The sequence below is a fragment of the Thermanaerothrix solaris genome, from assembly GCF_032334255.1.
Classification (GTDB): domain Bacteria; phylum Chloroflexota; class Anaerolineae; order Anaerolineales; family Anaerolineaceae; genus Thermanaerothrix; species Thermanaerothrix solaris.
Map to the genome: position 1 here is coordinate 1,193,858 of NZ_JAUHMF010000001.1, position 22,658 is coordinate 1,216,515.

Annotated in this window: 33 protein-coding genes; all 33 read right to left on the reverse strand. The window is 55.4% G+C overall.

Annotated features, from left to right (window positions below; translation table 11 throughout):
• Positions 1 to 7: 7 nt before the first annotated feature.
• Entirely contained in the window at positions 8 to 652 is a 645-nt protein-coding gene (gene rpsD, locus QYE77_RS05445) for a 30S ribosomal protein S4 (protein ID WP_315624366.1), read from the reverse strand.
• A gap of 21 nt (positions 653 to 673) precedes the next feature.
• A complete protein-coding gene (gene rpsK / locus QYE77_RS05450) occupies positions 674 to 1,078 on the reverse strand; it encodes a 30S ribosomal protein S11 (protein ID WP_315624367.1) in 405 nt (134 codons plus the stop codon).
• A 117-nt stretch (positions 1,079 to 1,195) separates the two neighbouring features.
• On the reverse strand, positions 1,196 to 1,585 hold the full coding sequence (gene rpsM / locus QYE77_RS05455) for a 30S ribosomal protein S13 (RefSeq protein WP_054520542.1): 390 nt from the start codon (positions 1,583 to 1,585) through the stop codon (positions 1,196 to 1,198).
• Between the two features lie 6 nt (positions 1,586 to 1,591).
• Positions 1,592 to 1,705 (reverse strand): 50S ribosomal protein L36, encoded by a 114-nt coding sequence (gene rpmJ, locus QYE77_RS05460; RefSeq protein ID WP_083461648.1) that lies wholly within the window; start codon positions 1,703 to 1,705, stop codon positions 1,592 to 1,594.
• 52 nt (positions 1,706 to 1,757) lie between these two features.
• Entirely contained in the window at positions 1,758 to 2,570 is an 813-nt protein-coding gene (map, locus tag QYE77_RS05465) for a type I methionyl aminopeptidase (protein ID WP_399389903.1), read from the reverse strand.
• Positions 2,570 to 3,238, reverse strand: coding sequence for an adenylate kinase (locus QYE77_RS05470; protein WP_315624369.1), 669 nt, complete (start codon positions 3,236 to 3,238; stop codon positions 2,570 to 2,572). Before QYE77_RS05470 ends, map begins: the two co-directional genes overlap by 1 nt.
• 6 nt (positions 3,239 to 3,244) lie before the next feature.
• Positions 3,245 to 4,597: a preprotein translocase subunit SecY gene (secY, locus tag QYE77_RS05475; RefSeq protein ID WP_315624370.1), complete on the reverse strand. Its 1,353-nt coding sequence runs from the start codon at positions 4,595 to 4,597 to the stop codon at positions 3,245 to 3,247.
• A 12-nt stretch (positions 4,598 to 4,609) separates the two neighbouring features.
• On the reverse strand, positions 4,610 to 5,083 hold the full coding sequence (gene rplO / locus QYE77_RS05480) for a 50S ribosomal protein L15 (RefSeq protein ID WP_315624371.1): 474 nt from the start codon (positions 5,081 to 5,083) through the stop codon (positions 4,610 to 4,612).
• Positions 5,080 to 5,292: a 50S ribosomal protein L30 gene (gene rpmD, locus QYE77_RS05485; protein WP_315624372.1), complete on the reverse strand. Its 213-nt coding sequence runs from the start codon at positions 5,290 to 5,292 to the stop codon at positions 5,080 to 5,082. Before rpmD ends, rplO begins: the two co-directional genes overlap by 4 nt.
• Positions 5,276 to 5,806, reverse strand: a complete 531-nt coding sequence (gene rpsE / locus QYE77_RS05490; protein ID WP_399389906.1) for a 30S ribosomal protein S5 — start codon at positions 5,804 to 5,806, stop codon at positions 5,276 to 5,278. The genes rpmD and rpsE overlap by 17 nt, the downstream gene beginning before the upstream one ends.
• Positions 5,807 to 5,843: 37 nt before the next feature.
• The gene (gene rplR / locus QYE77_RS05495; protein ID WP_315624373.1) at positions 5,844 to 6,209 is read right to left on the reverse strand and encodes a 50S ribosomal protein L18; all 366 of its coding nucleotides are present in this window, start codon (positions 6,207 to 6,209) and stop codon (positions 5,844 to 5,846) included.
• A gap of 11 nt (positions 6,210 to 6,220) precedes the next feature.
• Entirely contained in the window at positions 6,221 to 6,781 is a 561-nt protein-coding gene (gene rplF, locus QYE77_RS05500) for a 50S ribosomal protein L6 (RefSeq protein WP_315624374.1), read from the reverse strand.
• A gap of 28 nt (positions 6,782 to 6,809) precedes the next feature.
• Positions 6,810 to 7,223 (reverse strand): 30S ribosomal protein S8, encoded by a 414-nt coding sequence (gene rpsH / locus QYE77_RS05505; protein ID WP_315624375.1) that lies wholly within the window; start codon positions 7,221 to 7,223, stop codon positions 6,810 to 6,812.
• Positions 7,224 to 7,242: 19 nt separating this feature from the next.
• Positions 7,243 to 7,425, reverse strand: a complete 183-nt coding sequence (locus tag QYE77_RS05510) for a type Z 30S ribosomal protein S14 (RefSeq protein WP_315624376.1) — start codon at positions 7,423 to 7,425, stop codon at positions 7,243 to 7,245.
• A gap of 1 nt (position 7,426) precedes the next feature.
• Complete coding sequence (gene rplE / locus QYE77_RS05515; protein WP_299026560.1) at positions 7,427 to 7,969, reverse strand: 50S ribosomal protein L5; 543 nt, start codon at positions 7,967 to 7,969, stop codon at positions 7,427 to 7,429.
• Positions 7,970 to 7,988: 19 nt separating this feature from the next.
• Positions 7,989 to 8,324 (reverse strand): 50S ribosomal protein L24, encoded by a 336-nt coding sequence (rplX, locus tag QYE77_RS05520; RefSeq protein ID WP_315624377.1) that lies wholly within the window; start codon positions 8,322 to 8,324, stop codon positions 7,989 to 7,991.
• 23 nt (positions 8,325 to 8,347) lie between these two features.
• The gene (gene rplN, locus QYE77_RS05525; RefSeq protein ID WP_299026554.1) at positions 8,348 to 8,719 is read right to left on the reverse strand and encodes a 50S ribosomal protein L14; all 372 of its coding nucleotides are present in this window, start codon (positions 8,717 to 8,719) and stop codon (positions 8,348 to 8,350) included.
• A gap of 3 nt (positions 8,720 to 8,722) precedes the next feature.
• The gene (rpsQ, locus tag QYE77_RS05530) at positions 8,723 to 9,010 is read right to left on the reverse strand and encodes a 30S ribosomal protein S17 (protein ID WP_315624378.1); all 288 of its coding nucleotides are present in this window, start codon (positions 9,008 to 9,010) and stop codon (positions 8,723 to 8,725) included.
• Positions 9,007 to 9,234, reverse strand: coding sequence for a 50S ribosomal protein L29 (gene rpmC, locus QYE77_RS05535; RefSeq protein WP_315624379.1), 228 nt, complete (start codon positions 9,232 to 9,234; stop codon positions 9,007 to 9,009). Before rpmC ends, rpsQ begins: the two co-directional genes overlap by 4 nt.
• Positions 9,231 to 9,662 (reverse strand): 50S ribosomal protein L16, encoded by a 432-nt coding sequence (gene rplP, locus QYE77_RS05540; RefSeq protein WP_315624380.1) that lies wholly within the window; start codon positions 9,660 to 9,662, stop codon positions 9,231 to 9,233. The genes rpmC and rplP overlap by 4 nt, the downstream gene beginning before the upstream one ends.
• A 47-nt stretch (positions 9,663 to 9,709) precedes the next feature.
• On the reverse strand, positions 9,710 to 10,387 hold the full coding sequence (gene rpsC / locus QYE77_RS05545) for a 30S ribosomal protein S3 (protein ID WP_315624381.1): 678 nt from the start codon (positions 10,385 to 10,387) through the stop codon (positions 9,710 to 9,712).
• Positions 10,388 to 10,447: 60 nt separating this feature from the next.
• Positions 10,448 to 10,789 carry a 50S ribosomal protein L22 gene (gene rplV / locus QYE77_RS05550; protein WP_315624382.1) on the reverse strand — a complete coding sequence of 114 codons (342 nt, stop codon included), beginning with the start codon at positions 10,787 to 10,789 and terminating at the stop codon, positions 10,448 to 10,450.
• A 5-nt stretch (positions 10,790 to 10,794) separates the two neighbouring features.
• On the reverse strand, positions 10,795 to 11,073 hold the full coding sequence (rpsS, locus tag QYE77_RS05555) for a 30S ribosomal protein S19 (protein ID WP_054520526.1): 279 nt from the start codon (positions 11,071 to 11,073) through the stop codon (positions 10,795 to 10,797).
• Between the two features lie 41 nt (positions 11,074 to 11,114).
• A complete protein-coding gene (gene rplB, locus QYE77_RS05560) occupies positions 11,115 to 11,939 on the reverse strand; it encodes a 50S ribosomal protein L2 (RefSeq protein ID WP_054520525.1) in 825 nt (274 codons plus the stop codon).
• The gene (rplW, locus tag QYE77_RS05565) at positions 11,939 to 12,244 is read right to left on the reverse strand and encodes a 50S ribosomal protein L23 (RefSeq protein ID WP_315624383.1); all 306 of its coding nucleotides are present in this window, start codon (positions 12,242 to 12,244) and stop codon (positions 11,939 to 11,941) included. Before rplW ends, rplB begins: the two co-directional genes overlap by 1 nt.
• A gap of 7 nt (positions 12,245 to 12,251) precedes the next feature.
• Positions 12,252 to 12,881, reverse strand: coding sequence for a 50S ribosomal protein L4 (gene rplD, locus QYE77_RS05570; RefSeq protein ID WP_315624384.1), 630 nt, complete (start codon positions 12,879 to 12,881; stop codon positions 12,252 to 12,254).
• A gap of 31 nt (positions 12,882 to 12,912) precedes the next feature.
• The gene (gene rplC, locus QYE77_RS05575; RefSeq protein ID WP_315624385.1) at positions 12,913 to 13,554 is read right to left on the reverse strand and encodes a 50S ribosomal protein L3; all 642 of its coding nucleotides are present in this window, start codon (positions 13,552 to 13,554) and stop codon (positions 12,913 to 12,915) included.
• A gap of 210 nt (positions 13,555 to 13,764) precedes the next feature.
• Positions 13,765 to 14,073, reverse strand: a complete 309-nt coding sequence (gene rpsJ / locus QYE77_RS05580) for a 30S ribosomal protein S10 (RefSeq protein ID WP_054521310.1) — start codon at positions 14,071 to 14,073, stop codon at positions 13,765 to 13,767.
• A 13-nt stretch (positions 14,074 to 14,086) separates the two neighbouring features.
• A complete protein-coding gene (gene tuf, locus QYE77_RS05585; protein WP_315624386.1) occupies positions 14,087 to 15,289 on the reverse strand; it encodes an elongation factor Tu in 1,203 nt (400 codons plus the stop codon).
• Between the two features lie 35 nt (positions 15,290 to 15,324).
• Positions 15,325 to 17,397: an elongation factor G gene (fusA, locus tag QYE77_RS05590; RefSeq protein ID WP_315624387.1), complete on the reverse strand. Its 2,073-nt coding sequence runs from the start codon at positions 17,395 to 17,397 to the stop codon at positions 15,325 to 15,327.
• Positions 17,398 to 17,436: 39 nt separating this feature from the next.
• Complete coding sequence (gene rpsG, locus QYE77_RS05595) at positions 17,437 to 17,904, reverse strand: 30S ribosomal protein S7 (RefSeq protein ID WP_315624388.1); 468 nt, start codon at positions 17,902 to 17,904, stop codon at positions 17,437 to 17,439.
• Positions 17,905 to 17,933: 29 nt separating this feature from the next.
• Entirely contained in the window at positions 17,934 to 18,362 is a 429-nt protein-coding gene (gene rpsL, locus QYE77_RS05600; protein ID WP_315624389.1) for a 30S ribosomal protein S12, read from the reverse strand.
• A gap of 141 nt (positions 18,363 to 18,503) precedes the next feature.
• Complete coding sequence (gene rpoB / locus QYE77_RS05605; RefSeq protein ID WP_315624390.1) at positions 18,504 to 22,439, reverse strand: DNA-directed RNA polymerase subunit beta; 3,936 nt, start codon at positions 22,437 to 22,439, stop codon at positions 18,504 to 18,506.
• Positions 22,440 to 22,658: the final 219 nt, after the last annotated feature.

Here is a 22,658-nt window from a genome sequence, read left to right on the forward strand (position 1 = left end):
TCACTCATTAGCGCGAGTAGTACTCGACAATCAACTGTTCGTTCAAAGCACCGTCAATCTCTGCCCGCTCAGGCAAGCGCAGCACGCGCCCCGAAAGTTGCTGCAGATCACGTTCCAGCCAAGGGCTGCACGGGCGCTTTTCAGCAATTTCGGGCAATTCACGGAAAAACGTACGCCGGCGCGAGCCTTCGCGCACCGCAACTACATCGCCGGGGCGCAACAGCATTGAAGGCACATCCGTCTTACGACCATTGACCGTGAAGTGACCATGGGTCACCAACTGACGAGCCTGAGCGCGGTTGACCGCAAACCCCAAACGATAAATCACGTTATCCAGACGCAATTCAAGGGTCTGCAATAGATTAAGGCCGGTCAAGCCACGCTTGCGTAACGCCACGTTGAAGTAGCGACGGAACTGACGTTCGAGCACGCCGTAAATGCGGCGGGCACGTTGCTTAGCACGCAACTGCTTAGCATAGTCCGAAAGGCGTTCCATGCCACCACGGGCACTGCCCATACGTCCATGCTCACCCGGCGCATAACCGCGCCGCTCAAAGGCGCATTTTGGAGAGAAGCAACGTTCCCCTTTGAGGAACAACTTCATCCCTTCGCGCCGACATAGTTTACAAACCGGTCCGGTATATCTCGCCATATCGTCCCTCACTCCATCCGATTAGACACGGCGCTTCTTGGGTGGCCGACACCCATTGTGCGGGATTGGGGTCGCGTCTGCAATGGAACGCACCGTCACGCCCATGGCCTGAATGGCCCGAATCGCCGACTCACGCCCTGGGCCAGGGCCCTTGACAATGAGATCCACTTCCTGAACACCCATAGCCTGAGCAGCCTTGATGGCCTGTTCGGCGGCCAACCGCGCGGCGAATGGTGTGCTCTTGCGCGATCCCTTAAATCCGGCCGACCCCGAACTCGCCCAGCACACCACATTGCCCTGCTGATCGGTGACCGTCACGATCGTATTGTTAAACGATGCGTTGATGTACACCTTGGCCGATGAAAGCGTGCGCTTGATTTTTCGTGTAGCGCCGGATCGGCGCGCAGATCGTACACTTTGAGCCATATTTCCTCGCTCTCACTCCATAAGAATGCAATTTCTGCTTAGATCCTGGTCTTCCGCTGCTCAGGCAGCCGCAGGGGAGGGAAGGCGCTCCCAACACTGAGCCAGCGACAACCAGGTCTATTTCTTCGCAGCACCTCGGCGGCGACCACGCCCAGCCACCGTCTTGCGCGGACCCTTGCGCGTGCGGGCATTGGTGCGTGTGCGCTGCCCTCGCACCGGAAGGCCACGGCGATGGCGTAAGCCGCGGTAGCAACCGATTTCGATCAACCGTTTAATATTCATTTGCACTTCGCGACGCAAATCACCCTCGACCTTATAGTGTTGGGCGATATAATCGCGCAGTGCGTTGACCTCGGCTTCGGTCAGGTCTTTGACTCGCGTATCCGGATTCACCTTCGTCGCGGCCAGTATTTCTTTTGCCCGACTTGGCCCGATTCCATAAATGTAAGTCAGGGCTACTTCAACCCGCTTATTGCGCGGTAGATCAACACCTTCAATTCTCGCCATGCTGTTTTACCCCTGTCGCTGTTTATGCTTCGGATTTTCACAAATCACGTACAGGCGTCCTCGCCGCCGCACGATCTTGCACTTCGCACATCGTTTACGAATAGAAGGTGATACTTTCATGATCGCGTTCTCCTGTCACAAGATAACTCCATCTTAGTAGCCGAATTCGAAATTATACTGGTTTCCGATGATTTCGTCCAGGCGTGCTGCCGTCTTCCAGTAAGGTCAAGATGAGGGGACCGTGCTCGGTCACCGCAACGGTGTGTTCGAAGTGCGCCGTAGGCAGTCCGTTTTGCGACGCGACCGTCCATTGATCTTCCAGCACCCGTGTGTAGGGTGACCCAATGAGCACCATGGGCTCCAGTGCAATCGTCATCCCTGGGCGTAGCACTATTCCACGGCCTGGAATGCCGTAATTCGGCACCTGTGGCCCTTCGTGCATTTGTCGCCCTACCCCGTGACCGGTGTATTCGCGGGTTACGTAAAAGCCGCGGCTTTCCACATAGTGCTGGATCGCAGCCGATACATCACCCACCCGATTTCCGGGCAACATCTTGGCAATCCCGGCATAGAGCGCTTGCTCGGTAACCTCAAGCAGCCGCTCCACCTCAGGCGTAACCTCGCCGATCGCAATTGTTACCGCTGAATCGGCCACAAAACCCTCATAAACGGTGCCACAATCTATGGAAACAATATCCCCTTCTTTTAGTTTTCGGTTGCCAGGGATGCCATGTACCAGTTCGTCATTCACGCTAACAGTTGTGCTAGCAGGATAAGGGTACGGGCCCGGGTAATTTTTGAACGGTGAATAAACGCCATACTTTTTGAGCACGTCCTCAGCCGCTGCATTTAAATCCGCTGTGGTCACGCCAGGCCGAGCAATATCACACGCCGCCTGAAGCGCCTCGGCGTTGATCCGCCCGGCAATGCGCATGATTTCAATTTCTTTTGGACTCTTGATCGTGATATGACGTTCCCAGGACATCATACGTGCTCTTTTCTGGCTTTCTCCACGGCTTCCATTAACTTTGCACTGACCTCTTCAATCGGCAAGGTGCCGTCAATCTCCACCAACAGCCCCTTTTGGCGATAATAATCCACCAGAGGTGCCGTTTGCTCCAAATAAACCCGAATGCGCCGGGCAACGGTTTCAGGCAAATCATCTTCACGCTGATAGAGTTCCGATCCATCCACATCACACACACCCGGCACCCGCGGTGGATTGTACTTCTCGTGATAGACATGCCCCTGAGCGCGACAGGTCCACCGCCCGCCCAAACGCTCGATCAACACCTCAGCAGGGACGTTGATCAATGGCACACAAACCACCCGACCGTTTAACTCGGCCAGCATCTCATCCAACGCCTGAGCCTGCACCGGCGTGCGGGGAAAACCGTCTAATATTGCCCCGCGCGCACAATCCGGACGGCTTACGCGTTCACGCACCATGGCAATGGTCACGTCATCCGGCACCAGTTCACCTCGGTTCATGTAAGACTGGGCTAACTGGCCCAATTCCGTCTGCGCTTTGAGGTGCTCACGGAATAGATCACCGGATGAGATGTGAGCCATGCCTAAGGCTTGGGCCAAGCGCTGGGCTTGCGTGCCCTTTCCGGCACCGGGAGGACCGAGGAGTACGATAAAGTCACCCATGTATACTTATCCCTTAATCAAGCGCTCTTCATAACCATGCAACTTGAGTTCGGTCTCGATGATAGTGAAGGTGTCCCGCACCACACCGACCACGATCAACAAGCCCGCCGAAGAGACCAGGAACAACCCCGCCTGGCGTGCTGAAGTCGGCAGGAAAACGTTCAAGATATAGGGGAGCACCGCCACCAGACCGAGGAAAAGCGCTCCCGGCAGGGTGATGCGTCGCTGTACCCTGGTCAGATATTTCTGAGTGGGTTCACCGCGCAACACACCAGGAATCTGGGCTCCTTGACGCTTCAAAGCATCCCCATAGTTTTGCTGGGTAAAGAGCACATCCGTGTAGAAGAAGGTGAATAACACCACCATCAGGAAGTAGAAAAACGCATACCAGCCGGAATTCCCGCTGAAAGTGTGATAAATCCCCGTGGCCAGGTTGCGCACCCATTCCGTCTGCACATTCAGGAACAGGCCTGCCACCAATGCCGGCAAGAGCAAGATGGACTGTGCAAAGATCAACGGGATCATCCCGGCCATGTTGACCATCAACGGTAGGTTGCTGCGCACCGGCATGGACATACGGTTGCCAACCCGCCGTCCTGGGAAGAGCACCGGTACGTTACGCCGTCCCTGCTGAACATAGACAATCGCGAAGATCACCAGCACCAGGATAACCAGGATGAGCAGCGTCATCCACCAGGCATTTTGGCGGTCACTCCATAACGAAATCAGGTTGGACGGGATGCGCGAAACGATACCCGCAAAGATAATCAGGGAAAGACCCTGATTGGGGATGCCGTATTCCGAGATTAGTTGCCCCAACCAGATGCCAAACATCGTCCCCGCCATCATGCTGAAGAGGGTGGTTAAGGTCGGTAAGAGATTCGCACCCGTAAAACCAAATTGATAGGTCAAAATAGAGGCCCCGATATTGCGGGCATACTGGTTGAAGATATTAATCTGACCAATGGCGGATAGAAAGGCCATCGGTACTGCCAGGATAATGGTCCATTTCTCCATCCAGCGCTGTCCCTCGCGCGGATTTTCCTTTAACTTTCGTTCCAGCGCTGGAATGATCGGCACCAAGAGTTGGAGCACAATCTGGGCGGTGATGTAGGGATAAACTCCCATTGCCAGGATGGAGAAATTGGTGATCGTACCACCGGAAAGCAAATCCAACAGACCAAAAAGCGTCCCGGCAGCACCTGGGGTTTGGACGATGTTGCGGATCACCTCGCGATCTACGCCCGGCACCGGTACATGCGCGGCCAGGCGGTAGATCGCCAGAATCAAAAAGGTGATCAAGAGTTTACGACGAATATCTTCCGATTTCCAAAGGTAACGCCAGGGTGACCGCTTCATACCCAGGTCTCCTTAGGATTCCGCGCTCTCGGCAGCGATCAGTTCAACCCGACCACCTGCCGCTTCAATTTTGGCTTTAGCGCCCGCGCTAACCCGATGCACCCGCACCACCAGCGGGAAATCAATCTCGCCCTTGCCCAGGATCACCACCGGGTTTTTGGGTTTATGGAGCAAATTCTTCTCCGCCAACGCCTCGGGGGTGACTTCACTATTAGGAGCGAACTTCTCAACCAGCTGGCGGATGTTTACCTCGTTATACTCCACCCGATTTGGCGGGGTAAAGCCCACACCGCGCATGAACGGCAGGCGGCGGTAGAACGGCAGGTTACCACCCTGGCGATAGAGATGTCCCTCTTCACCCGAGCGCGCACCCTGTCCTTTGGTACCGCGGCCAGCCGTCTTACCCTGACCCGCCGCAATACCGCGACCAACACGCTTGCGTTTCTTTTTTGCACCTTCATCCGGTACTAGATCATGCAACTTCATGGCTCTACCTGCACTTCCTCGATTTTGACCAGATGATTGACCTTCCGTAGCATCCCGCGAATAGCGGGTGTATCCTCATGGATCACCGTCTGGTTCAGGCGCCGCAACCCCAACGCGCGAATGGTTGCCTTCTGGCGTTCGGAATACCCAATGGCGCTCTTGACCCAGGTGATCCGTAACACCTTGGGTTTCTCAGGATTCGCGGCCATGTTTCCTCCGCTCCCAGAATGGTAAAACCTCTTGCACGGGCTTGCCGCGCCGCTTGGCTTCTTCTTCGGGGGATTTGAGTTGCTCCAATGCCTTGAAGGTGGCCTTGACCACATTCAACACATTGGAACTCCCCAGCGACTTGGTCAAAATATCGTGAATACCAGCCGCCTCTAACACCGCGCGCACACCACCCGCAGCGATTACGCCAGTTCCAGGCGAAGCGGGCTTGAGCAAAACCTCTGAGCCCCCCACCCGTGCTTTAACCTCATGGGGAATGGTCGTTCCCACCATTACAATCGGTCGCATATTCTTGTGGGCGCGATCGGAAGCCTTGCGCATGGCATCCGGGACGGCATTGGCTTTCCCTACGCCCAATCCCACATTGCCGCGGTTATCCCCAGCGACGACGGTGACGCGGAATTGGAAACGCCGACCGCCTTTGACTACTTTAGCAACGCGGCGAATCTCAATGACCCGTTCATCGTATTGCTGTTCAATCGGTTGATAATCCATCATATCCATAGGTCAGGCCCTCACTATGATGATTGGCCTAGAATTCCAGGCCGGCGGCTCGGGCACCATCGGCTAACGCTTTAACCCGGCCAATATATTTGAAGCCGCCGCGGTCGAACACGACCTGTCGAATGCCCTTTTCGATGGCCCGACGGCCCACCAATTCACCCACCAGGCGTGCCTTTTCCGTCTTGGTCAGACCCTGAAGTTTTTCCCGCAACTCCTGATCTATCGAGGACGCGGCTGCCAGGGTATGCCCAGCCTCGTCGTCAATCACCTGGGCATAAATCTCTTTCAGGCTGCGGAAAACGCACAGACGAGGCCGCTCAGGCGTGCCAAATACTTTTTTACGCACCCGACGGTGCCGACGAATTCGGGCTTCTGCTCGCGATAATCTGCTCATATGCGCTCCACCTACTTCTTGCCGCCTTTACCGGCCTTACCACCTTTACCGGCTTTGCGGCGGATTTTCTCACCCAGATAGTGTATGCCTTTGCCATGATAGGGCTCTGGCGGGCGCAGTTCGCGGATATTGGCCGCTACCTGCCCAACCAACGCCTTATCAAAGCCCATCACCTTAATCTGCCGGGTCCGGGTATCCACATCAAAGGTGATCCCCGCCGGCGGATTCACTACAATGGGGTGGGAGTAGCCCAGGAACAATTTCAAATTGCTGCCTTCCATCTCGGCGCGATAGCCTACGCCTTCGATTTCCAGCACTTTGGTAAAGCCCTGGCTCACCCCAGTGACCATATTTTGAATTAGTGCACGGGTTGTCCCATGCAGAGCGCGCACCTGAGGCTCATCCGAGGAACGAGTGACAATGATCTGCCCATTTTCGAATGAGACTGACAGGCGGGGCGAAAACTCCCAGGATAATTCGCCCTTTGGCCCCTTTACCTGCAGGCGCGTTCCCTGAATATTTACCTGCACCCCTGCCGGGACAACCACCGGTAAACGACCTATACGTGACACGCTCAACCTCCTTCAACCGATGATTCGCCTACCAGACTTTGCATAGAATCTCACCACCCACATTGAGTTGGCGAGCGCGTTGTCCGGTCATAATCCCCTTAGGGGTGGAAAGGATGGTGATCCCCATTCCAGAGAGCACCCACGGAATATCACGCTTACGCGTGTAGATACGGCGCCCCGGCCGACTGACACGCTCCAACCCGCTGATCACTGGGCGGCGCTGGCGTCGTTCTCCCACATACTTCAATTGAATGCGGAGAACGCGCTCATGGGGCTTGGCGCCCTCAACGATTTCATAGCCCTCAATGTAGCCCTCTTCCTTCAAGATGCGGGCAATCTCCGCTTTGATCTTCGAACTGGGCATACTCACACTCGCGTGCCCGGCCATGATGGCGTTGCGAATGCGGGTTAACATATCGGCAATCGGATCATTCACACTCATACTGACCTCCAACCTGGCCTTACCAGGAGGCTTTCTTAACGCCGGGGATCTTCCCTTCCAGCGCCAGTTCGCGGAAGCAGATACGGCACAGCCCAAAGCGACGGATATAACCGCGCGGGCGACCGCAAATACGGCAGCGATTGCGCACCTGGACCGGGTATTTTCGCCGGAGTTCTCGGTAAATTAAGCACTTTCTGGTCATATCAACCCTTCCTGAAAGGCATTCCCAAAAGTTCTAATAACTTTGCCGCCTTATCATCGCTCCCGGCATCGGTGACAATGGTGACTTCCATCCCACGCACCTTATCAATTTTGTCATATTCAATTTCCGGGAAGATGATCTGTTCGCGCAAACCCAAAGTGTAATTGCCACGACCATCGAAAGAATTGCGCGATACACCACGAAAATCACGCACCCGGGGCAGGGCAATATTGATTAAGCGGTCTAGGAAAGCCCACATGCGCTCGCCACGCAGCGTGACCATGACGCCGATCTGGCGACCCTCGCGCAATTTGAACGCGGCAATACTTTTGCGCGCTTTGGTAATCACCGGCTTTTGCCCAGTGATCTTGCTTAAGTCTGACGCCGCCGCTTCCAGCGCTTTGGGATTATCCAGAGCTTCACCCAGGCCGATATTGATAACCACCTTGCGAATGCGCGGCACCTGCAAGGGGTTCGTGAAATTGAACTCCTTCATCAGGGCAGGCACCACTTCTTTTTGATAGCGTTCTCTCAACACATTCATACTCTCGATCCTCCGCGGCCTATTCATCAATTAGGGCCTGGCACTTCTTGCAGACCCGGCGCGCCTTGCCGTCTTCACCGCGCGAGATACCCACCCGGGTGGCCTTGCCACATTTCGGGCAGACCAGCATAACATTCGAGATGTGGATGGGCGCCTCAAAGCGCACCCGCCCCGGGGTAATCGTGCGGCCCTGTGCTTGGACTTGCCGCTGATGTTTGGTGCGAATGTTGACACCCTGAACCACCACACGGGCTTCTTTGGGCAGGACGCGGATGACCTCACCGCGTTTACCTTTATCGTCGCGGCGACCGCTGATGACCTCAACCGTGTCCCCTTTGCGAATCTTGAACTTCATGGCATCACTCCTGCGCACCCGAATTAGATGACCTCAGGGGCCAGGGAAACGATCTTCATAAAGCCTTTTTCACGTAGCTCACGCGCCACTGGCCCAAAGATACGCGTCCCTTTCGGGTTGTGGCCATCGGTGTCCAGAATCACAGCCGCATTATCGTCAAAGCGAATAATTGAACCATCCTCGCGCCGCCATTCCTTAGCACAGCGGACGATAACGGCTTTGACGATCTCACTCTTCTTCACGGCTCCTTGCGGGCTGGCCGATTTCACCGTCGCCACCACCACATCACCCACATGGCCATACTTGCGGGTTGAGCCACCCATGACATGGATGACCAGCAACTCCTTGGCCCCTGTGTTATCGGCTACTTTTAATCGCGATTCGTGCTGGATCATGGCTTACACTCCTTCACCAGCGGATTCCTGAATCTCAACCACCGGCTTTCCTTCGCGCTTGAGGATGGCTTCCACCACCCATCGCTTTTCGCGAGAAAGCGGGCGACTTTCAACAATCACGACCTCGTCTCCTATCTGACATCCCAACGTATCATGCGCTTTAACGCGCTTGGATGAGTGCACCACCTTCTTATATAGAGGATGGCGATAGGTGCGCGAGATCTCGACCACCACGGTCTTCATCATCTTATTACTGGTGACCACACCGGTTAATCGTCGTCGCTTGTTCATCGGGCACCCTTCCCTGCATCTTTCTCTTTCGCTTCAGCTAGCTCACGCTCACGCAGGATGGTCAGATAACGCGCAATCAGACGACGGGTTTGCTTGATGCGGCTGGTATCCGTCAATTGCCCGGTGGTCATCTGAAAGCGCAAGTTCATCAGTTCCTGCCGTGCATCAGCCAGCTTGGCTTTAATTTCTTCGGTAGTCATCAGTCGAATCTGTTCTGGTTTCATGCCGATTCTCCTGCTACCACTTCTTCGTACGCCACAATCTTGGTCTTAATGGGTAGCTTGTACGCAGCCTGACGTAAGGCTTCCATTGCAACATCGGCAGGCAAACCACTTACCTCAAACATAATACGTCCCGGGCGTACAACGGCCACCCAATATTCCACATTCCCCTTTCCTTTACCCATACGGGTCTCGGGGGGTTTGCGCGTGTAGGGCTTATCCGGGAAAATACGAATCCACATTTTGCCGCGGCGGCGCATCGCCCGCACGATGGTGCGGCGCGCAGCTTCGATCTGGCGGGCAGTAATCCAGGCCGGCTCCAACGCCTGCAGCCCGAACTCGCCGTACACCAGTTCAGCGCCGCGAGTGGCTTTCCCCTTCATGCGCCCACGCTGTTGTTTGCGCCATTTAACACGTTTTGGCATCAACATAATTCACTACCTCTCTCTCTGCGGATGGTTTCAGCCCACCGCGAATATTATTCACTAACGTAAACACCCTCGGTAGCTTCCACCTTCTCTTCCGCGCCAGGCAGAACATCACCTTTATAAACCCAAACCTTGACCCCGATGACGCCATAGGTGGTTTGGGCGATAGCGCGGGCAAAATCTACATCGGCGCGGATAGTCTGCAACGGCACTCGGCCCTCGCGCAGCCAGACACTGCGGGCCATTTCAGCGCCGCTCAAACGCCCCGCAACCTCAATCTTGATGCCCTGCGCACCCTGGCGCATAGCCTGCTGGATAGCGCGTTTCATGGCCCGGCGGTAAGCCACACGGCGTTCAATCTGGCTGGCAATATTGGTCGCCACCAGATAGGCGTCCAGGTCGGGATTCTTGACCTCTTTGATCTCCAGGTCAATCTTCTTGCCGGTCAACGCTTCCAAATCCTGGCGGATCTTCTTGACCGACTCACCTTTGCGCCCGATCAAAATGCCCGGCTTGGCCGTATGGACGATCACTTTGAGTTTGCCCGGGAAGCGCTCCACTTCCACCTTGGCCACTCCCGCCTTCTCGGCTTCAGCCATGATCAAGCGGCGAATCTCAAAATCCTGGTGCAACTGCTCAGTGTATTCCTGCCCTTCGGCATACCAACGCGCCTGCCAGGGCTTGATGATACCTAAGCGAAATCCAATCGGATGAACTTTGCGACCCATATACGCTCCTGATTACCAATCTCTCGCCAGAAGGTTGGATTCAACCACCTGGATGCTCTCCTATTCTCGCTCCCGCAGGATGACCGTCACGTGCGATGAACGGCGCAGGATCGGTCGAAAACGCCCTCGTGCACCAAAGCGGCGCCACTTGCGCGTCGGCGCCTCATCGGCAGTGATGCGGTAAACGTAAAGGTTCTCGCGGCTAATACCAAAATTCTCTTCGGCATTCGCCACGGCTGAAGCCAACAGTTTGCGCACCGGCCGTGCCGCCCCTTTGGGAACGAACTTCAAGATATCCAGGGCCTCGACAGCCGGTTTACCGCGCACCAAGTCAATCACCAGGCGCACTTTCTGGGCAGAGATTGGACAATATCGTAATTGCGCGCGAACATCGGTAGCCATAGCGCTCACCTCTTCTTCGAGGATTTCTCGGCCACGTGGCCGCGGAAAGTGCGCGTTGGCGCAAACTCACCCAGACGGTGCCCCACCATGTTTTCGGTGATGTAAATCGGCACATGGCGACGGCCATCATGCACCGCAATCGTATGCCCAACCATCTGCGGGAAGATGACACTCGCGCGGCTCCAGGTTCGAATCACCTTCTTCTCGCCACGGAGATTCATCTCCTCGATGCGTTTGAGCAACTTCGGATCAACATAAGGTCCTTTTTTCAATGAACGTGACATACGCTCGTCCCTCTTCTACTCATCCATTGTGTCCACAACGCTTATTTACGTCGTTTCACAATGTATTTATCAGTCTGCTTGTTACGGCGGGTCTTATAGCCTCGTGTAGGCTTACCCCAGGGTGATTTCGGCCCAGGCATACCAATGGGCTGGCGGCCTTCACCACCACCATGCGGATGGTCGCGTGGCGACATTGCCGTACCGCGCACCGTAGGACGAATACCCAAGTAGCGCTTACGCCCGGCCTTACCCAATTTGATGTTGCTATGCTCAAGGTTGCCAACCTGCCCAATGGTGGCATAGCAGGTCTGGCGCACCAAACGCACCTCACCCGAAGGCAAACGGATTTGCGCGTAGTCGCCCTCTTTGGCCAGCAACTGCGCCGCCGCACCTGCTGAGCGCACTAATTGCCCACCCCGACCTTCGTAAAGTTCAATGTTGTGGATCATCGTACCCACAGGGATGTTGGCAATAGGAAGGGCGTTCCCGGGGCGGATATCCACGCTCGGTCCGGCCATCACCGTATCGCCAACCTTGAGACCCAATGGAGCAATGATGTAGCGCTTCTCACCATCCGCATAATGCAACAACGCCAGGCGCGCGGTGCGGTTGGGATCATATTCAATCGCCGCCACTTTGGCCGGGATGCCACGCTTATCGCGCTTGAAATCCACCAGGCGAATATAGCGGCGCACGCCACCGCCACGATGACGTACCGTAACCCGCCCGTACATGTTGCGGCCCGCATGGACTTTGCGCACCACAATGAGCGAGCGTTCTGGCTCGGTCTTCGTGATTTCCTCAAAGGTATATCCGGTCATACCGCGCAGACCGGGGGTTACCGGTTTATAGACCTTGATGCCCATCACTCAACCCCTTCCAACAGTGGTATGCGATCCTCGGGCGCCAGGGTAACAATCGCCTTTTTGTAGCCCGGATTGCGAACCACCCAACGGCGGCTGCGCGCCCGACGTGTTCGCTTGGCCGGCACGTTGACGATGTTCACGCGCAACACACGGACGTTGAACAATTCCTCAACGGCCTGCTTTACCAGATCTTTGTTCGCTTCCTCAGCGACCTCAAAGATATACTGGTGCAATTTCGCCATCTGATAGTGCGATTTCTCAGTAATAATGGGGCGGCGGAGAATATCATAAATCGTCAACATCATCGTCCTCCTACCCTCCCAGGTAACTCGTAATCACATCCAGCGCCGCCACCGGCATAATGACCTTATCAAAGGTGAGCAAATCGCGGATGTTCAAATAATTGGCCAACAATGTTTTCGTCTCCGGCAGATTGCGCGTTGAAAGGATGACGTTTTCATAAGAGGCTTTTTGCGGTAGCAGGATCAACGCACTGGAGTCACCCACCAGAGCACTCAAAGCCTGAGCCATAAGACGCGTGCGCGGTTCAGGCAACGCCAGGTTATCCACCAACACAATCGCCTGCTCGGCAGCCTTTACCGAAAGCGCTGAACGCAGCGCTGCCCGACGCATCTTGCGTGGCATGGCCAGGGTGTATTTATGCGGATGCGGGGTATGTACACGACCGCCACCTTTCCACTGCGCCGCACGGATAGAACCCTGTCGTGCACGCCCGGTGCCTTTCTGCCGCCAGGGCTTGCGCCCACCCCCCGAGACCTCATTACGGGTCTTGGTGTCATGGGTACCCAGGCGCGCATTGGCCATCTGGCGCACATAAGCCTGGTGCATCAAACTCACATTGATTGGGGCATTGAAGATCTGATCAGGCAATTCCACCTGACCCACCTTCTGGCCCGAGAGGTTATAAACATCGGCTAACATAGTTCTACTACTCCCTCAGTCCCGGTAATACTCACCGCTTTTGTTTGCGTGCCTCGCGGATCATCACCAGGCCACCTCGCGGACCCGGAACCGAACCGCAAACACCGATTAGGTTGCGCTCAGCATCTACCAGCACGACCTTGAGATTCTGGGCCGTAACACGCTGGTTACCCATATGCCCCGGCCCCCGTGAACCCTTATAAACTCGCCCAGGCGTGGTACCGGAACTGCGCGAACCCGGCGCACGATGCCGATCCGACTGACCATGGGTTTTAGGGCCGCCGCGGAAGTGATAGCGTTTGACACCGCCCTGGAAACCACGTCCCTTGCTGGTGCCAATAACATCCACGCGTTCGCCGATCGAAAAGACCTCAACGGTAACTTTATCACCCTCGTTGACCTCTGGCGTCTTAACCCGGAACTCACGCAAAAAGCGCAATGGTGGAAGATTAAGACCATTGCGTTTGAGGTGCCCGAGTTCACCCGCCGTCAGGCGCTTGGGCTTGACTTCCTGGTAACCCAGTTGCACCGCTGAGTAGCCATCTCGATCCGGCAAGCGCACCTGGGTAACGTAGCATGGCCCAGCCTCAATGACGGTGACCGGGATAGCGGCACCCTGCTCATCGAAGATCTGGGTCATGCCGATCTTCTTGCCAATCAGCCCTTTGAACATCTCTGTTGTTCTCCTTACTGTTTTAGTTTTTCCGAGACTGTCAGCCTGGGCTAGGCTGCATCATCTCTGACCGCGGTGCAGTCAGTAGCGGGCTGCGTCACCTTCACGTTGTCTGCGCGGGCGCCCACCCGTCTACTCTTGCATCGCCTTGTCGGGTCTTACCCGAAAAACCGCTCTATTTTACCGCAATGTTGCGCTTTTGACTAGACCCTAAATCTTGATTTCAATGTCCACGCCCGCCGGTAGATTCAGGCGCATCAGCATGTCAATGGTCTTCGAATCAGGGTCTAAAATGTCAATCAAGCGCTTATGCGTTCGGATTTCAAAGTGCTCGTGCGAATCCTTATCAATGAACGTCGAACGACGAACGGTGAAGCGTTCAATGCGGGTGGGTAAGGGCACCGGCCCCACCACCCGCGCCCCGCTTCGCTCCGCGGTCTCGACAATCCGCCGCGCCGACTGATCCAAAACGCGATGATCATACGCTTTAAGACGGATGCGAATACGTTGTTTCGCCACCATAATTAGCCACCTAATCCAGAATCTTGGTGATGACGCCGGCACCCACGGTCAAGCCACCTTCGCGGATCGCAAACTTCGACCCTTGCTCCAGCGCTACCGGCACGATCAACTCCACTTCCATGTTCACGTTATCGCCCGGCATCACCATCTCTACCCCTTCCGGTAACTTGATCGTCCCCGTCACGTCCATCGTCCGAATGTAAAACTGCGGCCGATACCCACTGAAGAACGGCTTGTGCCGCCCTCCCTCTTCCTTCCGCAGCACGTACACTTCCGCCATGAACCGCTTGTGCGGCGTGATGCTCCCAGGCTTCGCTACCACCATCCCACGTTCCACATCCGTCCGCTCAATCCCGCGCAGCAACAACCCTACATTGTCGCCCGCAATCCCTTCATCCAGCGTCTTGTGGAACATCTCCACCCCCGTCACCACCGAACTCAAACTCCGATCCCGCAACCCAACAATCTCCACCGGGTCCCCTACTTTCACCCGTCCTCGCTCTATCCGCCCCGTTACCACCGTCCCGCGCCCTTTGATCGAGAACACATCCTCAATCGGCATCATGAACGGCTTGTCCACATCCCGCTGCGGCTCCGGGAAGTAACTGTCCATCGTGTCCAACAATTCTTTGATGCACGCATACTCCGGCGCATTCGGATCCTTCGACGGACTCTCCAACGCCTTCAACGCACTCCCTCGGATGATCGGCGTCTCATCCCCAGGATACCCATACTCCTTCAGCATCTCCCGCAACTCTAATTCCACTAACTCCAATAATTCCGGATCATCCATCTGGTCTATCTTGTTCAAAAATACAATGATATACGGCACTTCTACCTGCCGCGCCAGCAGCACATGCTCCCGCGTCTGCGGCATCGGCCCTTCCGGCGCCGCTACCACCAGGATCGCCCCATCTACCTGCGCCGCCCCCGTGATCATGTTCTTGATGTAGTCTCGGTGCCCAGGCATGTCCACATGCGCATAGTGCCGCTTCTCACTCTCATATTCGACATGCGCAATGTTGATCGTGATCCCGCGCGCTTTCTCCTCCGGCGCATTATCAATCTGATCGTACGCCTTGAACTCCGCGCGCCCTAATAAGTTACAATACTTCGTGATCGCCGCCGTCAGGGTCGTCTTCCCATGATCTATGTGACCCATCGTCCCTACATTCATGTGCGGCTTCGTCCGCTCAAACTTTTGCTTAGCCATGTATCACATTCCTCCTGATCATATGGCAGTTTAGATTATCCAAGAATTTTGACCCGAACTGACTCAGGCACTGGAGCATAATGATCAAACTCCATGGTATAAATGCCGCGCCCCTGGGTTGCCGAGCGCAGTTCGGTAGCATACCCAAACATTTCGGCCATTGGAACCAACGCCCGCACGGCCTGCATTCCACCCGGGCGCGGTTCCATCCCCTGGATCTCCGCCCGCCGGGCATTTAATTGACCCAACACATCTCCCAAATTGGCTTCCGGTACTAACACCTCCACTTTCATAATCGGCTCCAACAGAACCGGAGCGCCTCGTTGCACCCCTTCCTTGAAGGCAAACGAAGCAGCCACCTTGAAGGCCATATCGCTGGAATCCACCTCGTGGTAGGATCCCCCCAAGAGCGTGACCTGCACATCGGTCACCGGGTAACCCGCTAGAACACCTGCTTCAGCCGCTTCGAGAATCCCCTTTTCAATCGCCGGAATGTATTCCTTGGGGATCACACCACCCACAGTCTTATCAATGAATTTGATCCCATTCCCTCGCTCTAAGGGCTCCAGCGAGATGATGACATGGCCATATTGCCCACGCCCACCGGTTTGTTTCACATAGCGATAATTAACCTCGGGCACCGGGCGGCTGATGGTTTCACGATACGAAACGCGCGGGCGACCTACGTTGGCTTGAACACGGAACTCGCGCATCATACGATCCACGATGATATCGAGATGAAGTTCACCCATGCCCGAGATAATCGTCTGGCCGGTATTCTCATCAAAGCGCACTTTGAAGGTGGGGTCTTCTTCGGCCAAGCGGCGCAAAGCCTCAGCCATACGATCTTGATCAGCGGTGGTCTTGGGTTCAACCGCTACAGAGATGACCGGTTCGGGGAAGGTAATGCTTTCCAACAAAATAGGATGTTTGGGATCACACAGGGTATCACCGGTAAAAGTGTCTTTTAATCCCAACACCGCACCAATATCACCGGCACAGATTTCGCTCACGTCTTCCCGCCGATCGGCATACATGCGTACAATACGCCCAATGCGTTCTTTACGCCGCCGCGATGAATTCAGCACCATGTCCCCCTGGGTCACCTTGCCCGAATAAACACGGAAATAAGCCAACCGACCCACATAAGGATCCGCAACAATCTTAAAGACGAGCGCGCACATTGGCTCGTCATCCGATGGCCGGCGCTCAATAATAACGTCTGGGTTATCCGGGTCGGTGCCTTTAACGGGGGGAATATCTGCCGGTGAGGGCAAATAATCAATTACTGCATCTAAGAGGGGCTGAATACCGCGATTGCGCAGGGCTGAGCCACAGAATATTGGGGTAGCCTTGTTTGCGATAACGGCTTTGCGCAGTGCCTGTTTAAGTTCCTCGACGCTGATCTCTTCCCCTTCCAGGTATTTGACGATCAACTCATCCTCAAACTCGGCGATGCGCTCCACCATGATTGCTCGCCACTCCTCAGCCTGGGCGCGCAGGTCCTCTGGAATGGGCGCATACACCGGCTCGCGGCCTAGTTCATCCTCCCAATAAATGGCTTGCATCGTGAGCAGATCAACGACCCCGCGGAACGCCGCTTCGCTTCCAATAGGAATTTGCATGGGGATTGGATTGGCGCCTAACCGTTGACGAATGGATTCGATGGTTCGCTCAAACGACGCTCCCACCCGATCCATTTTATTCGCAAAGCAAATTCGCGGTACATTGTAGCGATCTGCCTGGCGCCACACCGTCTCACTCTGCGGCTCGACCCCTTGCACGGCATCAAAAACGACAATACCGCCATCCAAAACACGCAGGGATCGCTGTACTTCGGCAGTGAAATCAATATGCCCCGGAGTGTCAATCAGATTGATCTGATACCCTTTCCACTCCGCCGTCACCGCCGCAGAAACAATGGTTATGCCGCGCTCCCGCTCCTGCTCCATCCAATCGGTAACGGTTGTACCTTCATCTACCGACCCCAGGCGATAGGTGCGCCCGGTGTAGAACAGGATACGCTCGGTCGTGGTGGTCTTGCCCGCGTCAATGTGGGCAATGATCCCAATATTACGACACTTCTCCAACGGAAAATTGCGTGGCATAACCGCTTACCTCTAAGAGATCCCTTTCTGCTCGATAGCCTAGACGCGGTAGTGAGAGAAAGCGCGGTTCGCCTCGGCCATCTTGTGGGTCTCATCACGTTTGCGGATCGCCGCACCCTGGCCACTGGCAGCATCCAATAATTCCGCCGAAAGTTTCTCAACCATAGATTTACCCGTCCGTGCCTTGGCCGCCTCTAAAATCCAGCGCATGGCCAGGGTTGTGCGACGATAATCGGGTACCTCCATAGGCACCTGATAGGTCGCACCACCAACGCGCCGCGGACGCACTTCCATGATCGGACCGACATTACGAATGGCTTGCTCGAAGACCTCCAGCGGATTCTTACCCGTCTTCTCGCGGATGACGTCAAAGGAATCATAAACAATCCGCATGGCCAGGCTTTTCTTGCCTCGCCGCATCACATGATTGATAAACTTCTGCACCAGAACGCTTCCGTAGCGCACGTCCGGGGGCAATTCACGTCGTTCAGGTTTTCCGCGCCGCATGCTTTATCCTCTCCGTCTTCAGGACCTGATTATTTCTTGGCCTCTTTCGGCTTCTTCGTGCCGTATTTCGATCGCCCTTGCATCCGTTTAGCCACACCGGTCGCATCCAACGTACCACGCACGATGTGATACCGCACACCCGGCAGGTCTTTCACACGTCCACCGCGCACCAATACCACCGAGTGCTCCTGCAATTGGTGACCTTCACCAGGAATGTAGGCCGTTACTTCAATCCCGTTGGTCAAACGCACACGGGCGATTTTGCGTAGGGCCGAATTAGGCTTCTTGGGGGTCATAGTACGCACCACCGTACACACCCCACGCTTTTGGGGCGCGCCCTTATCCACACGGATACGTCGCTGACGCATCGTGTTCAAAATATACTGCAAGGCTGGCGCTTTGCTCTTTTCCTTTTTGACTTGGCGTCCTTTTCGAACAAGTTGATTTATCGTTGGCACGTCCTCGCCTCCAAAAAATCGTAGTACATCTGATCCGTTTCTCAACAACCGAGGCCATCGTATGTAGGCCGATGGCCTCACCATTGCTTGCCTACAACATCGCCGCAGGCAAAGGCACGGCGGCTGATTATATCATGGGGGTTATGAACCGTCAAGTTGAGAGGTTTCCTCCAACTCCTCACCCAACCCCAATAATCCGGTCTCTAACCGCGGCGGACGCACCCGCTCCTCATCTTTTCCGAAGCGGATAACCTCGCCGTTATCCATGTAGGCTTCCACCGCCAGACCCAGGCTTTGCAACTCCTTGACCAAGACACGGAACGAGGCGGGAAGGCCTGGTTCTTCGATGGGTTCACCCTTGACAATAGCCTCGTAGGTCGCCACACGCCCCTGCACATCATCCGACTTGACCGTTAACATCTCTTGCAGGGTGTAGGCTGCACCATAGGCTTCCAATGCCCACACTTCCATCTCACCAAAGCGCTGACCACCGAATTGCGCCTTACCACCCAACGGCTGCTGGGTTACCAGCGAGTAAGGGCCGGTCGAGCGGGCATGTACTTTGTCCTCAACCAGGTGGTGCAGTTTCATCACACTCATCACCCCAACCGTAACCGGTTGGTCATATGGCATCCCGGTTTTCCCATCGCGCAGGATCTGTTTACCGATGATCGGCATGGGCAACCCGGTGCGCGCCATGTAATCCTCTGCCGTCCGACGGATTTGAGCATCGGGCACCTGGCTAACGTCTTCACCCTGACGCATCAGCCACAACCGCAGACACACCTCAATAGCACGTTCGTCCTTTTGCGGCTGACGCTTGTCGTTGGCGATGACGCTCTCATAGACCAGAATCTCTTCAGGGTCATACCCCTGTTCGCGCAGCCAGGCTTCTAGATTGGCGTAGCGGGCATAGTTATAATCGTAGGATAAACGCGAGACGTCGTATCCTTTTTCCGCTAACCACTGCTCCAGGTAAACCAGCCGCACCTCATCGTCATCACGGAAGTATTCGGGGTCGTAATCGGGCTGCTGCTTGACCCAATCCCAGGCCGCCCTCATGGCATCCTTCCAAGCCTCATCCATTAGCCAGGCCCGCGCCAGTTCGGCTTCAATTTCTCGCTCCGACGCACCGTCGAATACCGGCGTAATCGCGCGGAAGCCGAGGCGATGGGCCGCCCAGCCCAGGTGAGTCTCCAATACCTGGCCGATATTCATACGGCCGGGTACGCCCAACGGGTTGAGGATGATATCCACCGGTGTTCCGTCTTCCAGGAACGGCATATCTTCAATCGGCACCACGCGCGATACTACGCCCTTGTTACCGTGACGTCCGGCCATCTTATCACCCGCAGTGATCTTGCGGCGCTGGGCAACGAATACGCGCACCATCATATCCACGCCCGCCGGTAAATCGCTGTTATCCTCGCGGGTGAAGACTTTAACATCTACGACCTTACCTCGCTCGCCGTGCGGCATGCGCAGCGAGGTATCCTTCACATCGCGCGATTTCTCGCCAAAGATAGCCCGTAATAGGCGTTCTTCTGGGGTCAGTTCCTTCTCGCCCTTGGGTGTGATCTTCCCAACCAAGATGTCGTTCGGCCCCACTTCAGCGCCGATGCGGATGATGCCCCGTTCGTCCAAATCCTTGATTGCGTCCTCACCGACATTGGGAATGTCGCGGGTGATCTCTTCCGGCCCCAATTTGGTGTCGCGGGCCTCCACCTCGTATTGCTCAATATGCACCGAGGTGTACATATCATCCCGCACTAAGCGCTCAGAGATGAGGATCGCATCCTCAAAATTACCGCCTTCCCATGAGAGGAACGCAACCACCACATTTTGTCCCAACGCCAAGTTGCCGTTGACCGTGGACGAGGAATCGGCCAGTACATCACCCTTGCGCACGCGCTGACCCTTGAACACCGCTGGGCGCTGATCAATGCAGGTGGATTGGTTGGAACGTTGATATTTCTTCAACGGGTAACGGCGCAGTCCATTAGCACCGCGAATGACGATTTCGCGCCCGGTGACCGAAACCACCTCACCGTCTTCTTCTGCAACCAGAACCTGGCCCGAATCAATCGCCGCATGGGCTTCCATGCCGGTCGAGACAATCGGGATATCCGGACGCACCAACGGGACGGCCTGGGCCTGCATGTTTGAACCCATCAGCGCGCGGTTAGCATCATCGTGTTCGAGGAAGGGAATGAGCGAAGCACTGATGCCAACCACTTGGTGTGGTGCCACGTCCATGTAATTCACACTGTCCGGGGGCACGACGCGGAAGTCGGAGTGGAAGCGGCAGGTCACGCGGTTAGAAGCAAACTCGTTGTATTCATTCAACGGCGTATTAGCCTGGGCGATCACAAATTTATCTTCCGCATCCGCCGAGAGATATTCCACCTCGTTAGACACAAACGGTACCACAAAGACTGTGCGCCGATCCAATTTCTTGATCAAGGGTAAGTGCTCGGGTTGAATGCGCTCACCCGGCTTTAGGAACACCTCCCCGGTTTCCGGATCGGCTAATGTCTCATTGACCGCTCGTCCAACCAGGTTCGGGTCGTCCGTTGACATGACCTTGATCACACGGCGGTACGGGGTTTCAATAAATCCATATTCATTGACCCGCGCGTAGGTCGCTAAACGTCCGATCAAACCAATGTTGGGACCTTCGGGCGTTTCAATCGGGCAAATGCGCCCATAGTGCGAATGGTGGACATCGCGCACATCAAAGCCCGCCCGTTCACGGCGCAAGCCGCCCGGCCCCAGAGCCGAGAGCGTACGCTTGTGACGTAGTTCGGCTAAGGGATTGGTTTGATCCATGAACTGCGAGAGCTGGCTGGAGCCAAAGAACTCGCGCAGAGCTGCCACGACCGGACGAATATTGACCAGGCTAACCGGGGAGAGTTGATCCTGGTCGCGGATGGACATGCGTTCTTTGATGACGCGCTCCATACGGCGCAAGCCGATGCGCAACTTATTCTGGATCAATTCGCCCACGGTCTTGACGCGGCGATTGCCCAGGTGGTCAATATCGTCTTTATCTTCACGCTCATTGTTAATCAAAATCATGCGGCGGATGATCGCCACAATATCCCAGCGCGTCACCGTGCGGTGCGTGATCGGGACATGCTCCATTAGATCCAGTTTCTGATTGAGTTTGTAGCGCCCCACCCGCTCCAGGTCATAGTGACGCTGATCAAAGAGTTGCTCTTCTAAGAACTGGCGCGCGTTTTCCAACGTCGCCGGATCCCCTGGTCGCATGCGCTTGAAGAATTCAATCAGCGCGGCTTCAGCAATGGTTAAGCCACCCGAGAGATCCCACTGCGGTTCCTGGTGGAACGATGAGGCAATGAAGAGGCGATCCGGATTGTTGTCTACATCGCGGAAAAGCGCGATCAGTTCCTCATCCGTACCCTCTTTGATCGGCGAGTCGGGAAGGCCATCGTTAACTGCCGCCAATGCACGCAAGAAAATGGTGATCGGAACCGTGCGCTTGCGGTTGAATTTGAGAATAATATAGTCGTTCTTGCGGGTTTCAAACTCCATCCAGGCGCCGCGGTCAGGGATCAACTTGGCCATTGCCATGCGATGCCCGGTTGCACGATCTACCGGGGCCTCAAAATAAACGCCTGGAGACCGGATCAATTGTGAAACCACCACCCGCTCTGTGCCGTTAATTATGAAGGTGCCCTTCTCGGTCATCTCGGGGAAATCCCCCAAGAAAATATCCTGCTTGATCGGTTCGGGCACATCAGGGCCCGCCAGCAAAACGGATACATACAGCGGGCGCGCATAGGTTAAATCACGCTCAACGCATTCTTCAATACTGTGCTTGGGCTCACCAAACCAATACTTCAACCCCCACTGTTGCGCCTCAGGGGTACGGCTGGGAAAATACAATTTCATCCCCTTGTTATAGGACTCAATCGGGGTAATCTCATCAAAAAGTTCCGCCAACCCTTCGCTCTTGAGGCGCTTGAACGACTCAATTTGCACCTCAATCAGGTTGGGTAAATCAAAAACAACCGGAATGCGAGCGTAGGATTTTACTGTGGGAATCGAAAGCATCACTCACTCCTGACTTAAATACCTGACCAAACCGTTTGCCGTAAAAGCGGAATACGCAAAGGTTTATTATAAGCCGCACAGATGAATATCGTCAAGGAAACCGCACGTCGAGATTTTGGCTTTATCTTTCCTTTTTTTCTCCCCCACGCCAAAATAGTATAACCCGCTATTGGATCGGGGACAAGACGGTCCTTTTTGCTATGCCACTGGCACACAGGC